General features: G+C 65.9%; 12 protein-coding genes. 2 read left to right on the top strand and 10 right to left on the bottom strand.

The window, feature by feature from the left end; genetic code table 11:
• Positions 1–151 precede the first annotated feature (151 nt).
• The 8 genes from bcp to B5520_RS22310 form a co-directional block, all read right to left on the bottom strand.
• The gene (gene bcp, locus B5520_RS01170) at positions 152–631 is read right to left on the bottom strand and encodes a thioredoxin-dependent thiol peroxidase (protein WP_079595227.1); all 480 of its coding nucleotides are present in this window, start codon (positions 629–631) and stop codon (positions 152–154) included.
• An 80-nt stretch (positions 632–711) separates the two neighbouring features.
• Positions 712–1,386, bottom strand: a complete 675-nt coding sequence (locus tag B5520_RS01165; RefSeq protein WP_079595226.1) for a winged helix-turn-helix domain-containing protein — start codon at positions 1,384–1,386, stop codon at positions 712–714.
• A 9-nt stretch (positions 1,387–1,395) separates the two neighbouring features.
• Entirely contained in the window at positions 1,396–2,739 is a 1,344-nt protein-coding gene (gene allB, locus B5520_RS01160; protein WP_079595225.1) for an allantoinase AllB, read from the bottom strand.
• Positions 2,732–3,928, bottom strand: coding sequence for a glycerate kinase (locus tag B5520_RS01155; RefSeq protein WP_079595224.1), 1,197 nt, complete (start codon positions 3,926–3,928; stop codon positions 2,732–2,734). Before B5520_RS01155 ends, allB begins: the two co-directional genes overlap by 8 nt.
• A 21-nt stretch (positions 3,929–3,949) precedes the next feature.
• Positions 3,950–5,740, bottom strand: a complete 1,791-nt coding sequence (gcl, locus tag B5520_RS01150) for a glyoxylate carboligase (protein ID WP_079595223.1) — start codon at positions 5,738–5,740, stop codon at positions 3,950–3,952.
• 283 nt (positions 5,741–6,023) lie between these two features.
• Positions 6,024–6,902, bottom strand: a complete 879-nt coding sequence (locus B5520_RS01145; protein ID WP_079595222.1) for a 2-hydroxy-3-oxopropionate reductase — start codon at positions 6,900–6,902, stop codon at positions 6,024–6,026.
• A 111-nt stretch (positions 6,903–7,013) separates the two neighbouring features.
• Positions 7,014–7,814: a hydroxypyruvate isomerase family protein gene (locus B5520_RS01140; protein ID WP_079595221.1), complete on the bottom strand. Its 801-nt coding sequence runs from the start codon at positions 7,812–7,814 to the stop codon at positions 7,014–7,016.
• A 253-nt stretch (positions 7,815–8,067) separates the two neighbouring features.
• Positions 8,068–8,580, bottom strand: a complete 513-nt coding sequence (locus B5520_RS22310; RefSeq protein WP_139386195.1) for a hypothetical protein — start codon at positions 8,578–8,580, stop codon at positions 8,068–8,070.
• Positions 8,581–9,126: 546 nt separating this feature from the next.
• Between B5520_RS22310 and B5520_RS22665 the strand changes: the two genes are divergently transcribed.
• Positions 9,127–9,297, top strand: coding sequence for a hypothetical protein (locus B5520_RS22665; RefSeq protein WP_176156719.1), 171 nt, complete (start codon positions 9,127–9,129; stop codon positions 9,295–9,297).
• Positions 9,298–9,306: 9 nt separating this feature from the next.
• On the opposite strand, the gene B5520_RS01130 is transcribed toward B5520_RS22665, so the two are convergent.
• Positions 9,307–10,596: an MFS transporter gene (locus tag B5520_RS01130; RefSeq protein ID WP_079595219.1), complete on the bottom strand. Its 1,290-nt coding sequence runs from the start codon at positions 10,594–10,596 to the stop codon at positions 9,307–9,309.
• 70 nt (positions 10,597–10,666) lie between these two features.
• Entirely contained in the window at positions 10,667–11,899 is a 1,233-nt protein-coding gene (locus B5520_RS01125; RefSeq protein ID WP_079595218.1) for a M20 metallopeptidase family protein, read from the bottom strand.
• A 138-nt stretch (positions 11,900–12,037) separates the two neighbouring features.
• Here B5520_RS01125 and B5520_RS01120 point away from each other — a divergent pair, with 138 nt between their 5' ends.
• Entirely contained in the window at positions 12,038–13,066 is a 1,029-nt protein-coding gene (locus tag B5520_RS01120) for an Lrp/AsnC family transcriptional regulator (protein WP_079595217.1), read from the top strand.
• The last annotated feature ends 2 nt before the right edge of the window (positions 13,067–13,068 follow it).

Here is a 13,068-nt window from a genome sequence, read left to right as displayed (position 1 = left end):
GGGCTGTCGGCTCCGGCTTTGCCCGGAAAACGCCTAACGCCCCCGCAGGATCTGCAGGGGCGTTAGGGGAAAACACGCAGGACGTGATGGAGCGTCCTGAAAAAACACGCAAGACGTGATGGAGCGTCCCGGTGGTGGGAAGACGGGGAGGTTAGATTCCCAGGGCTTCCTTCAGCGCTGCGACGTGTCCGTCAGCCTGGACCTGGTACTGGGCCAGGGTGACGTTGCCGTCCGGGTCCACCACCACGGTGGAGCGGACGATGCCCTCAACGATCTCGCCGTTGACCAGCTTCTCGCCCCGGGCGCCGTAGGCCAGGGCAACCGCGTGGTCCTCGTCGGAGAGCAGCGGGAAGGTCAGGGAGAAGTCGCCGGTGAAGCCGGCCAGGGCCTCCGGGGCATCCGGGGAGATGCCGATGACCTCGTAGCCCTTGCCCTGCAGGGAGGCCAGGCTGTCGCGGAAATCGCAGGCCTCGGTGGTGCAGCCGGGGGTGGCGGCCTTGGGGTAGAAGTACACGATGACATTTTTGCCACGGTAGTCGGCCAAGGCAGTCTGGCGGCCCTGGGCGTCCTGGAGGGTGAAGTCAGGGGCCTGGGTTCCGGGCTGAAGCTTGGTGGTCAGGGTGTGGCTCATGGCGTTCCTTTGGAAGGGTTTGTCATTACTGGCAAGACATCAAGTGAAGCGGCTTCCCGCTCAGTCATACAACTCCGGCGTCATATGCAGTATTCCGCCGGGCCGCGAACTGTTGCCGATTTTCCCGGCACGAACTGGTATCCGCCGCCGCGGACAGTGGCCACGGCATGGCGCGCATTGCCCAGTTTCCGGCGGATCCGGCCCACGTAAACATCGATGGATCGAGCCGAGGCGCCGGGGGTTTCGAACGAGTCCAGGAACTCCTGCAGCTCCTCCCGGCCCACCGTGCGGGACAGGTGGGTCACCAGGTAGCGGAGCACCTTGAATTCGACGCCGGTGAGCGGCACCGGCCTGCCGTCCAGGAGGACGGTATCGGCGGCCAGGTCCACGGCCATGCGGCTGACGGGGCCGGCCGACGGCGGCAGCCGGGTGCCGCCGTCGTCGTCCGTTTGTGCGCCACGAGAGGCGGCGCTGGGGTTCTCCGCTGCGGAGGAAGGCTGAGAGGAGTCGTCTGCGGCTCCTTCCGCCGAGGCGGAGACCCCGGACGTGGGAGCTCCGGCAGCAGGCCAATGGACTTCCGCCTCCGGAGCAGTCTGCAGGGCCCTGGCAAGGACCAGTTGGGCGGCGCGGGCAAGGAGTTCCGGGCTGGTGCCCTCCCCGGGAACCACCCACACGGCGAGGCCGCGGGCGGCAGCTTTGGGCTGGGCCAGCCGCGGACGGTAAGCCGTCCGCGGATGGTGGACTTCCACTGCCATGGCGCGTCCTTACACTCCGCCGCGGCGGATCAGCTTGCCCGTGGGGGTCTGGCCGTCCACCACGGCGCCGCGCAGGAACGTCTTGCGGACCACTCCGGAGAGCGCCTTGCCGTCGTACGGGGTGATGGGGTTCTTGTGCTTGAGCTTGGAGACGTCCACCACGAAGGCCTCATCCGGCGCGAACACCGCGAAGTCGGCGTCGTAGCCCAGCGCCAGCTGGCCCTTGTTGGTGAGCCGGGCCAGGTTGGCGGGCTTCTCCGCCATCCAGCTGACAACCTGCTCCAGCGGGATGCCGCGGTGCCGGGCTTCGCTCCAGATCAGGGACAGGCCCAGCTGCAGCGAGGAGACCCCGCCCCAGGCCACGGCGAAGTCGCCGTTTTCCAGGTCCTTCAGGTCCAGGGTGGAGGGGGAGTGATCCGAAACGATGCAGTCGATGGTGCCGTCCTGCAGGCCCTGCCACAGCAGCTCCCGGTTGGAGGCCTCGCGGATCGGCGGGCAGCACTTGTACGCGGTGGCGCCGTCGGGGATTTCCTCGGCCATCAGCGTCAGGTAGTGCGGGCACGTCTCCACGGTGAGCTTGACGCCGTCGCGCTTTGCGGAGGCGATCATGGGCAGCGCGTCCGACGACGACAGGTGCAGGATGTGCGCACGCGCACCGGTCCAGCGGGCCCGTTCGATGACCTCGGCGATGGCCTTGTTCTCGGCGCCGCGTGGGCGGGAGGCCAGGAACGTGGAGTAGTGGTCGCCGCCGGGGTGGGGTGCGCGGTCGATGGCGTGCGAGTCCTCGGCGTGGACGATCATGAGGGAATCGAAGGACTTCAGCTCGGCCATGTCCTCCTCCATCTCGTCCGCGTCCAGGTGCGGGAACTCGTCCACGCCCGAGTGCAGCAGGAAGCACTTGAAGCCGAACACGCCGTCGTCGTGCAGGGGGCGCAGGTCGGCCTTGTTGCCGGGGATGGCGCCGCCCCAGAACCCGACGTCGATGAACGCCTGGTCCTCGGCCACCTCGCGCTTGAGTTTGAGGTTCTCCACCGTGGTGGTGGGTGGTACGGAGTTCAGCGGCATGTCGATAATAGTGGTGACGCCGCCGGCTGCGGCGGCGCGGGTGGCGGAGGCGAAGCCCTCCCACTCGGTGCGGCCGGGCTCGTTGACGTGGACGTGGGTGTCCACCAGGCCGGGAAGCAGGGTTTCGTCGTCGGCGAGTTCGATGATTTCGGTGCCGGCCAGGCCGTTGCCCAGCGGCTCGAGCGCAACGATCTTGCCACCGCGGACGCCCACCTCGCGCGGGGCGATTCCGGCGGTGGTCATGATGCGCCGGCCCCGGATGACCAGGTCGTAACGGTCTTCAGACATGGAGGTCCTCCTTGGTACTTGCGGTGCGGGCGGGCCGTTCGGCCGCCAACCTCCCGCTGATCTGGGTGCCCAGCTGCTCCAGAAGCTGTCCGGCCTCTGCTATGCACCTGTCTACATTGCTTTCGAGCTCTGTCAAAGCGTAAATCTCCTCGAACCCGGCGGCGACTGCCTGGTCTTCCGCCAGCGTGGTACGGCCGCAGACGGCGATGACCGGAACGCCCTGTGCAGCGGCTGCCCGGGCCACACCCATGGGGGTCTTGCCCAGCAGGCTCTGCTCGTCCAGGCTGCCTTCCCCGGTAATCACCAGGTCGGCTCCGGCCAGGCGTTCGGCGAGTCCCGTGAATCCGAGGACAACGTCGATCCCCGGACGCCGGGTTGCGGCCAGGGCGGCGATGGCTGCGAAGCCAACCCCGCCGGCCGCCCCCGCGCCGGGAGCCTCCGCGGCCTTGACGGCGCGGAATCCGATTTCCCTGGCCAGGACTTCGACAAACCTGGCCAGGGCGGCGTCGAGCATGCCGACGTCCTGTTGTGTGGCGCCCTTCTGCGGGCCGAAAACCGCCGCGGCGCCCTGGGCGCCCAGCAGGGGGTTGTCGACGTCGGACGCCAGCACAAAGCGTGTGTCCACCAGACGGGGTTCAAAGTGGGTGAAGTCGATGCTGTGCAGGTTGGCCAGCGCAGCACCGCCGGGGGGCAGTTCGTTGTTCCTTGCGTCCAGGAACCGTGCGCCGAGCCCCTGCAGGAGCCCTGCACCGCCGTCGGTATTGGCGCTACCGCCCACGCCCAACACGATCCGGCGGCAGCCGGCGTCCAGGGCCGCGCGGATCAGCTGGCCGGTGCCCAGGCTGCTGGCCGTCGTGGCATCCGCGGACGTTGGCTTTCCGCCGCGGGCCACCTGCGGCACCAGCGCCAGCCCGGAGGCGGTGGCCATCTCGATGACGGCCTCGTGGTCCCGGACGGCGAAGTCCGCGCGCACCGGCTGGCCGGTGGGGCCGCTCACCGTTGCCGTGCGGCGGATGAAGCCGGAGCCGACGGCGGCGTCGAGGGTGCCCTCGCCGCCGTCGGCCACCGGAATCCGGACGACGTCAAGGTTGCCGCCGGCGCCACGCTGCAGTCCCTTTTCCAGGTGCGTGCAGACGTCCGGGGCGGAGAGCGATCCCTTGAACTTGTCCGGGGCAATGACGATGCGCATGGCAGTGCTGTCTTTTCTGGTCTAGGCCTGCAGGGCCAGGATGGCGGTGGGGGAGTCGGCGGCCGTCTCAGCCAGTTCCTCGAACTCGTTCACGGCGTTGATTTCCACACCCATGGAGATGTTGGTGATCTTTTCCAGGATCACTTCAACCACCACGGGAACCTGGAACTCGCCCATCAGCGCCTTGGCCTTGTCGAACGCGGCAGCGAGGTCGTTGGGGTCCTCCACGCGCACGGCCTTGCAGCCCAGTCCCTCGGCCACCTTCAGGTGGTCCACGCCGTACCCGCGGGTGTCCTCGGACAGGTGCGCGCTGTTGATGTTTTCGAACGCCAGGGACACGTTCTGTTCCATCTTGAAACCGCGCTGGGACTGGCGGATCAGGCCGAGGTAGGAGTTGTTCACCACCACGTGGATGTAGGGGAGGTTGAACTGCGCGCCCACGGCCAGTTCCTCGATCATGAACTGGAAGTCGTAGTCACCGGAAAGGGCAACCACGGTCTCGTCCGGCTTGCCGCGCACAACGCCGAGCGCTGCCGGGGCGGTCCAGCCCAGGGGGCCGGCCTGGCCGGCGTTGATCCACTTGCGCGGCCCGAACACGTGCAGCATCTGCGCGCCGGCGATCTGGGACAGGCCGATGGTGGACACGTAGATGGTGTCGCGGCCGAAGGACTTGTTCATCTCCTCGTACACGCGCTGCGGCTTGATGGGGATGTTCTCGAAGTGGGTCTTGCGGTGCAGCGAGGCCTTGCGGTCCTGGCACTCGGCAACCCAGGCGCTGTAGTCCGGCAGGGACCCGGCCGCCTTGCGCTCCCTGGCGAGCTCAACCAGCCCTGCCAGCGCCGCACCGGCGTCGGACGCGATGCCCAGGTCCGGCGAGAACACGCGGCCGATCTGCGTGGGCTCGATGTCGATGTGCACGAACTTCCGGCCTGCCGTGTAGGTCTCCAGGCCGCCGGTGTGGCGGTTGGCCCAGCGGTTGCCGATGCCGATCACGAAGTCGCTCTGCAGGTAGTTCTCGTTGCCGTAGCGGTGCGAGGTCTGCAGGCCCACCATGCCGGCCATGAGCTGGTGGTCGTCCGGGATGGTGCCCCAGCCCATCAGCGTGGGGATCACCGGAACGTTGAGGATCTCGGCCAGTTCCACCAGCTGCGCGGACGCGCCGGCGTTGATGATGCCGCCGCCGGCCACGATCAGCGGGTGGCTGGCTGCGGTCAGCATGTCCAGGGCCTTTTCCAGCTGCTTGCGGGAGGCCTTGGGCTTTTCGATGGGCAGCGGCTCGTAGGTGTCGATGTCGAATTCGATCTCGGCCAGCTGCACGTCGATGGGCAGGTCCAGCAGCACCGGACCGGGGCGGCCGGAGCGCATCAGCTGGAAGGCCTTCTGGAAGGCGCCGGGAACCTGGCCGGGCTCCAGGATGGTCATGGCCATCTTGGTGACGGGCTTGGCGATGGACTCGATGTCCACGGCCTGGAAGTCTTCCTTGTGCAGCTTGGCAACCGGGGCCTGGCCGGTGATGCAGAGCATGGGGATGGAATCTGCCCAGGCGGCGTAGAGGCCGGTGATCATATCGGTGCCGGCGGGGCCGGAGGTGCCGATGCAGATGCCGATGTTGCCGTCCTTGGCACGGCTGAAGCCGTCGGCCATGTGGCTGGCGCCCTCAACGTGGCGGGCCAGGGTGTGGCGGATGCCGCCGTGTTCCCGCATGGCGGAGTAGAAGGGGTTGATTGCCGCGCCTGGCAGGCCGAACGCCTCGATGGCGCCTTCCTTTTCCAGGATGGCAACCGCTGCATCAACGGTACGCATCTTGCTCATGGTGTGCTCCTTGGAAGCTTTTGGTTGGGCCCGGTGGTTGAGCCTGCTGAAACCTGTTTTTGGGTGTGCTGAAGTAGCCCGGCGAGCCGTCGCGGGGCAGTTTGGGGGAGTCGGCGTAGTAATTTACGACGGCGGCCGGCGTGTCCGTGTCAATGTGCCCCGTTTTGGGAGGGGGGCTGGTGGTTGAGCCTGCCGAAAACTGGATTTTGCTCCCCACCCGCCCCCTTGCCTCGCAAGCTCGGCCAGGGAACCCTGCGGGCGTGGGCCCAGGCTCAATCACCGGTTACTCGCGGCCGGAGAGCTGCAGGACCTGCTTGAAGAGTCCGGAGTGGTCCAGTGCGCCGTGGCCCTGGTTGACGGTGGCGGCGACGAGCTGTGCGACGACGGCGCCGAGGGGGACGGCGACGTTGGCTTCGCGGGCGGCGGAAGTGACGATGCCCAGGTCCTTATGGTGCAGGGCGAGACGGAAGCCGGGGTCGAAGTTGCGGTCCAGCATCTTCTGGCCCTTCTGGTCCAGGACCTTGGAACCGGCCAGGCCGCCGCCGAGGACCTTGAGGGCGGCGTCGGTATCCACACCGTAGGCCTCGAGGAAGGCGATGGCCTCGCCGAGGACCTGGATGTTGACGGCGACGATCAGCTGGTTGGCTGCCTTGACGGTCTGGCCGGAGCCGGAGGGGCCGACGTGGACGATGGTCTTGCCGACGGCGTTCAGGACGTCCGACGCTCCGTCGAAGTCTTCCTTCTCGCCGCCCACCATGATGGAGAGGACGGCGTCGATGGCGCCCTGTTCGCCGCCGGAGACCGGTGCGTCGAGGGGCCGGATCCCGGCTTCGCGGGCGTCGTCGCTGAGCCGCTTGGCGACGTCGGGGCGGATGCTGGAGGCATCGATCCAGAGCGTGCCCTTCTTGGCGTTGGCGAAGACGCCGTCCTTGCCGCTGACCACGCCCTCAACGTCGGGGGAGTCCGGCACCATGGTGATGACGACGTCGGCGTCCTTCACGGCGTCGGTGATGCTCGTGGCGCCCTTGCCGCCTTCGGAGACCAGCTTGTCGATCTTGTCCTGGCTGCGGTTGAAGCCGGTGACGGTGTGGCCGGCCTTGACTAGGTTGATGGCCATGGGCAGGCCCATGATTCCGAGTCCGATGACTGCAACGTTGCTCATGATGGTTCTCTTTTCTGAAGTCTGTGGGGGGTTACCCAACTAGGTCGCAGTAGATGTCGTTTTGAGGGCTCTAAACGACATCTACTGCTACTCAGTTGGGCGGGGTGGGGATTACTGGCTGACGCGCTGGCGGATTGCCCAGCTGAAGGCCGTTTCCTGCGGTTCCTTGTATTCGAGGCCGATGTAGCCGTCGTAGCCGAGTTCGCGGCTGCGGGCGATCCACTCGCCGAGGGGAAGCTCTCCGGTGCCGGGTGCGCCGCGGCCGGGGTTGTCGGCGATCTGGATGTGGCCGAAGTCCTTGGCGTGGTTTTCGATGACGGACTCGACGTCGTCGCCGTTGACTGCCAGGTGGTAGAAGTCGGCGAGGAGCTTGACGTTGGTGGCGCCTGACTCGGCCTTGACGCGGGCGATGACCTTGAGTGCGTCGTCAGCGGTGAGGAGCGGATACTTGGGTGCGCCGCTGACGGGTTCGAGGAGGACGGTGCCGCCGATGCGGGAGACGCCTTCTGCGGCAGCTGCCAGGTTCCTGGCGGCCAGCTCGTCCTGCTCTTCGGGGCTGAATTCGTCCTGCCGGTTGCCGTAGAGGGCGTTGAAGGCCTTGCAGCCCAGGCGCTCGCCGATGCCGGCCACGACGTCGATGTTGTCCTTGAATTCGGAGCAGCGTCCCTTCCAGGAAACCAGGCCGCGGTCACCTCCGGGCATGTTGCCGGCGTTGAAGTTCAGGCCTGTCAGCTGAACACCGGCGTCCTTGATGGCGTTCTCGAAATCGGTGACCTGGGCGTCGGCGGGAACGGAGGACTCAAACGGCCACCAGAACTCGACAGCGTCAAAACCCGCTGCCTTGGCGGCTGCCGGGCGCTCAAGCAGGGGCAGCTCCGTGAGGAGGATGGAGCAGTTCACTGTGTACGTCATCGTAGGTCCTTCCGGGGAGGGCTTTGATCTATCTTCCCGCGCTTCCCCGGCCCTTCAACCGTTTCCGCTTTGTGGAATTTAGATTCTGCTTTATGAAAAGTGTAGGGAAGGGTGGGGCGGCGAGTCAAGGGGGCGTTCCAACCCCAGGCCGTCCTCCAACCAATGACGAACCTCGTTACAAAGACGAACCGTGGCACAAATAAGGAGCCAGGGGCTTGTGCCCCTGGCTCCCGTATGAGGGTCCTTCTATTCACTAATGATGCGAGTTGACGCCCGTCAATGTCTCGCTCTTTACCCATCCGGACCACTCAAGCCGGCCATGTCCTTTATCCACAGCGAACCTGATCTCGTGGTAAACCTCTTCCGGGCCACGGCGGTCAAGCCTACGGCTCACCTGGTCGTACCTGTCTTTGACCTCCTTGCGGTCGGCGCGGTGCACATAGATGTGGAATGCGTCGTGGTTGCCATCGTGCAGCCTTGTGTCGCGACCGCGATCCTTTTCATAGCGCTTCTGCTGGATGTGGACGACCTTTCTTCCGTCATCGCATTTCACGCTGATCGGGAAGTTCACCCAATCGCCGCGTGCATCGGTCGGTTTCAAAGGTTGGACGTTGCAGCCGTGTCGGTGGTCGCGGTCGCGGTCGTCATGGGCTGCAGCCGGGGCGGCGACAGCCGCGGCACCCGCGAGCAGACCGAATGAAAGGACCGGAACCAGGGCGATCTTTGCCCGGGTTGAACGGGTTTTCATAGTTGGAGTGATGGACATTTTTTGTGCTCCTGTAAGGATGCGATTCACCATTTTTGGACAGGTTGAGGCCGACGCGACTGAACAAGCTCGTGGTTGATCAGCGTGGCGGCCGCAGCCTGCCCGTCCCATTTTTTTAATCAGCGGCCCCGTCCGAGGCGGGGGGCTTAACGTCGGATCCGTCTGAGTGTTTGTGATCCGGTACGTTCAATCCTGCACCCGGATTTTGGCGCTGCGCTAGGGCCACGCCTACCCTTTTAAACCCCGCATTTTAGGGGGAAAAACCCTCTGGTTTTCCAGTTGCAGCAGGAGTAAGCGCCGTGCCGTTCGGCTCCAAGGAAATTCCAAGTGGACCACACAGGATTCCCCCAATCTCCACTCGCTACCGTCAGGTGCATGGTTACTTGTTCAGTGCTTCGGTGTACGAATCCCGGCTCCGCCTTCACTGCGGGAAGCCACCCGGCTGCCACTCATCACCGGGCCCATATTTGTGGTGAACATCAGGCGCTGATCGAATCCGGCTCCCCTTGGGACATGGAGGGGTGCTCCATCCTGATAGGCCAGGACATGCCGCAGATCCTGGAGAACTGGTTTGCCCGCCCCAGCGTTGGGTCCGAGGGCTTCAGGCTCACCCTCGAAGTCGCTGGCCAGGTCAAGCCCTTTGAACTCTTCCTGACGCCCACCGAGGCAAAGGTTCTGGCCTCGTTCCTGTGTGCAGCTAATGGTGACGCTGCCTGAGGGATGGAGCTAGTGCGTAAGGTCCTTGCCCTTCGTCTCAGGGATGGTGAAGACAAACGCTGCGCTGATGGCCAGCAGCACCACCGCGTACACGTTGAACACCTGTGGCGCGCCCAGGGTCGTCCCCAGCCACTGCTGCAGGTACGGGGCGGTCCCGCCGAAAGCGGCCACACAGATGGAGTACGGCACGCCGACGCCGACGGTGCGGATGGACGTGGGGAACAGCTCGGCGTAGACGGCCGGGACAATAGCGGCGCTCGCGGCGATGAAGACCAGCATGACGGACATGCCTACGGCCAGCTGCCAGGCCGAGTCCTTCAGGAGCCAGGTCATGGGGAAGTGCATCACCGCGGAGCCGATCGCGCCGGACCACAGCACCTTCTTGCGTCCAATCCGGTCTGAGAGCTTGCCCCACACCGGCAGCGCGGCGATGAACACGACATTGGCGATTACGCCGGCCCACAGAGCTTCGCCGCGGTCGATCTTCAGCGCGGTGGTGGCGTAGCTGGGTGCCACCACGCCCCAGATGTAGTAGATGACCGTGAGGCCTACCGTCAGCCCGATGACCTGCAGGGCCTGCTTGCGGTGGCGGACGATCTGCGGCCAGATGGGCGCCCGCTTCTGAGAGGTGGTTTCGCCCTCGAATGCCTCGGTTTCATGCAGCCGCGACCGCATGATCAGCGCGTAGAGGCCCATCGCGGCGCCCAGCAGGAACGGGATGCGCCAGCCCCACTCGTTCATTGCCTCGGTGGTCAGCGCCATGTTCAGCACTGCGCCCAGCAGCGTGCCGAACAGGATCCCCACGGTTCCCGAGGTGTAGATCAGCGTCGCCCAGAATCCCCGGTGCTCCTTCGGAGCCATCTCGGAAAGGTACGTCTGGGATGACGGCAGCTCACCGCCGTGCGCCAGGCCCTGGACGAGCCGCGCCACCAGCAGCATGAGCGAGGCCCAGGCGCCGACGCTGGCGAATGTGGGTGCGATGCCGATCATGAGGCTGCCCAGCGATGCCAGGCCGACGGCGAGCGTCATGGATGTCTTGCGGCCCACCCGGTCGCCGATCCAGCCAAAGAGGAAGCCGCCGAAGGGCCGTGCCACGAAGCCGACGGCGAAGATCGCCAGGGTGGACAGGACGGCCGACGCGGGGTCCGCCTTGCTGAAGAGCTGGCTGGCGATGAACGGCGTGAAGGTGGCGTAGATGGCCCAGTCGTACCATTCAACGGCGTTGCCGATGCCTGTTCCGACGATGGTCTTCGCGGTGGACGTGCGTCCAGCCTGCTGCTTGTGCGCTGTGATGGACATGATGACTTCCTGGTGGTCGGTTCGAAGGTGCTTCGAGGGGGATGCCGGGCAGCGGCGCTGCTGCCGGTGGTTACGACGCTGTTGAAAGTGCGGCAAGCCGCGAGATGGCGAGCTGGGCGTAGAGCGCGGCTCCGTCAGCCAGCACGCCGTCGTCGAACGTGGCGTAGGGGGAATGGTTGAAAGGGGAGGTGGCAGGGTCGCCGCCCGGAGCAACGGCGCTGAGGCCCACAAACGTGCCGGGGACCTCGGCCAGCACCCGGGAGAAGTCCTCGGAACCGCTGAGTGGGGTGGCCCAGCGTGAGAGGCGGCTTTCACCGAAAAGCGTGGAGATGACCTTCTCCGCCGTGTGCGTTTCGTCCTCATCCGTGATGGTGAGGGGGTACTCCTGCTGGTAGTCCACGTGGACCTCAACCCCGTGCGCAGCCGCAATGCCCTTGAGCAGGCGCGGGACCGCCTCCATCATTTTCAGCCGCGAGGACTCGGAGAAGGTCCGGACGGTGGCCTCGATGCGGGCCGATTCGGGGATGACGTTCCGCTTTGTGCCGGCGTGGAGTACGCCCACGGACAGGACCACGGGATCGAACATGTTGAACTGCCGGGTGACCATCACCTGCAGGGCCGTCACCATCTCGGCGGCGACTGTCACCGGATCTTTGGCCGCATGCGGGGCGGAACCGTGGCCCCCGGCGCCGAGGATGGTGACCTCGAGTCCGTCAGACGCGCTGAGCATAACGCCCGGTTTGGTGCAGAAGGTGCCGTGCGGCTCGAGCGAGGAGAACACGTGCATGCCGTAGGCAGCCTGGACCCGGGTTCCGGCTGCGTCCAGGACACCTTCGCCGAGCATGTAGCTGGCGCCGTCGAACCCTTCCTCGCCGGGCTGGAACATCAGGACGACGTCGCCCGCCAGCTGGTGCCGTTGCTCGGCCAGGAGGGTGGCGGCTCCGGCGAGCATGGACGTGTGCAGGTCGTGGCCGCAGGCGTGCATGGCGCCGTCGGTCCTGGACGTGTAGTCAACACCGGTCTTCTCCTGGACCGGAAGGCCGTCCATGTCCGCACGGAGGAGCACCGCCGGCGGCTGCTTCCCTTTTCCATTCGCGGCTGAGCCGGTGCCTCCGCGCAGGACGGCGGTGACCGACGTCGTTTCCTTGCCCAGCGTGATCTCGAAGGGCAGGCCGTCCAAGGCCTGCAGGACACGTTCCTGCGTGCGGGGAAGTTCCAGGCCGATTTCCGGCTGCCGGTGCAGGTCGTGGCGCAGGCGGATGAGGTCGTCCTGCAGGTCGCGGGCGTCGGCGGTAATCGTCACGAATAACTCCTTGGCATTGGCTTTCCGGCTTGTGGACTATTGTGAAGTGGTGTGGTTCACAATCCGTGAAAGCGCAGAAAGTATGCAGGCTCTGCATTCTGCAGACAGGATTCGTGCAGAAGAGGAGCAGGACTAAGCGTGGAATTGAGCGAGGAAGACCTGGCCCTGATCCAGGTCCTGCAAACCTCTCCGAGGTTGGGCTGGGCCGACGCCGCAAAGGTCCTCGGCGTCCATGCCACCACGCTGGCGGCACGATGGGAACGGCTGAAGTCCGGCGGCGCGGCCTGGGTGACCGCGCATCTGGCGGGTGATCCGCAACAGATGCTGCTCGCCTTTGTGGCCGTGGACTGCGACATGAACCTGCGGGACAGCGTCACTGCCCAGCTGGCCGCCATCCCGGAGATCATCACCGTGGAAGAGGCGGCGAGCAACCGGGACCTCATGCTGACCGTGATCACCAGGTCGCTGGAGGAGTTCAGCAGCAAGGTGATTGCCCAGCTGAAAACCATCGAAGGGCTCACCAAGTACCAGACGGCACTGTGCACCCGGCTCCACACCAGCGCCGATGAGTGGCGGCTCAACATTTTGAGCCGGGCGCAGCTGGCGACCCTGCGGACGCTGGGTCAGCCGGGCACGTCGGACGGAAAACAGGCTGTGGCGGGGCAACTCCCCGAAAGCCACCTGGACCTGCTGCCGTTCCTGGCCCGGGACGGCAGGGCAACCGCGGCCGAGATCGCGCGGGATTTGGGGCGGCACCCGGCTACGGTGCAGCGGCAGCTCAACCGGGTGCTGGCCAGCGGAATTCTGTTGTTCCGGTGCGAAATTGCCCAGGGCTACTCTTCCTACCCGGTCACGTGCCAGTGGTTCGCCAACGTCCCCGCAGGCCGGCATGAGGAAGCGGCTGCTGCCATCCGCACCATCAGCAACGTCCGGCTGAGTGCCTCCACCACGGGGCCCACCAACTTCGTGATCATTATGTGGCTGCAGTCCCTCGCAGACGTAATGACGGCAGAACTGGCCCTGCAGCAAAAGGTCCCGGGCATGGAGCTGGTGGAGAGCGTGGTGATGCTGCGGACGGTCAAGCGAGTGGGCTGGATGCTGAACGAAGACACGACGGCCAGTGGCGCCGTCGTGGTTCAGGCCGGCGCGCTCAACGCCGCGGACTGACG

The organism is Arthrobacter sp. P2b (genome assembly GCF_900168295.1).
Lineage (GTDB): Bacteria > Actinomycetota > Actinomycetes > Actinomycetales > Micrococcaceae > Arthrobacter.
Note: the sequence above shows the minus strand (reverse complement) of the source record. Positions and strands in the feature narration are given on the sequence as shown.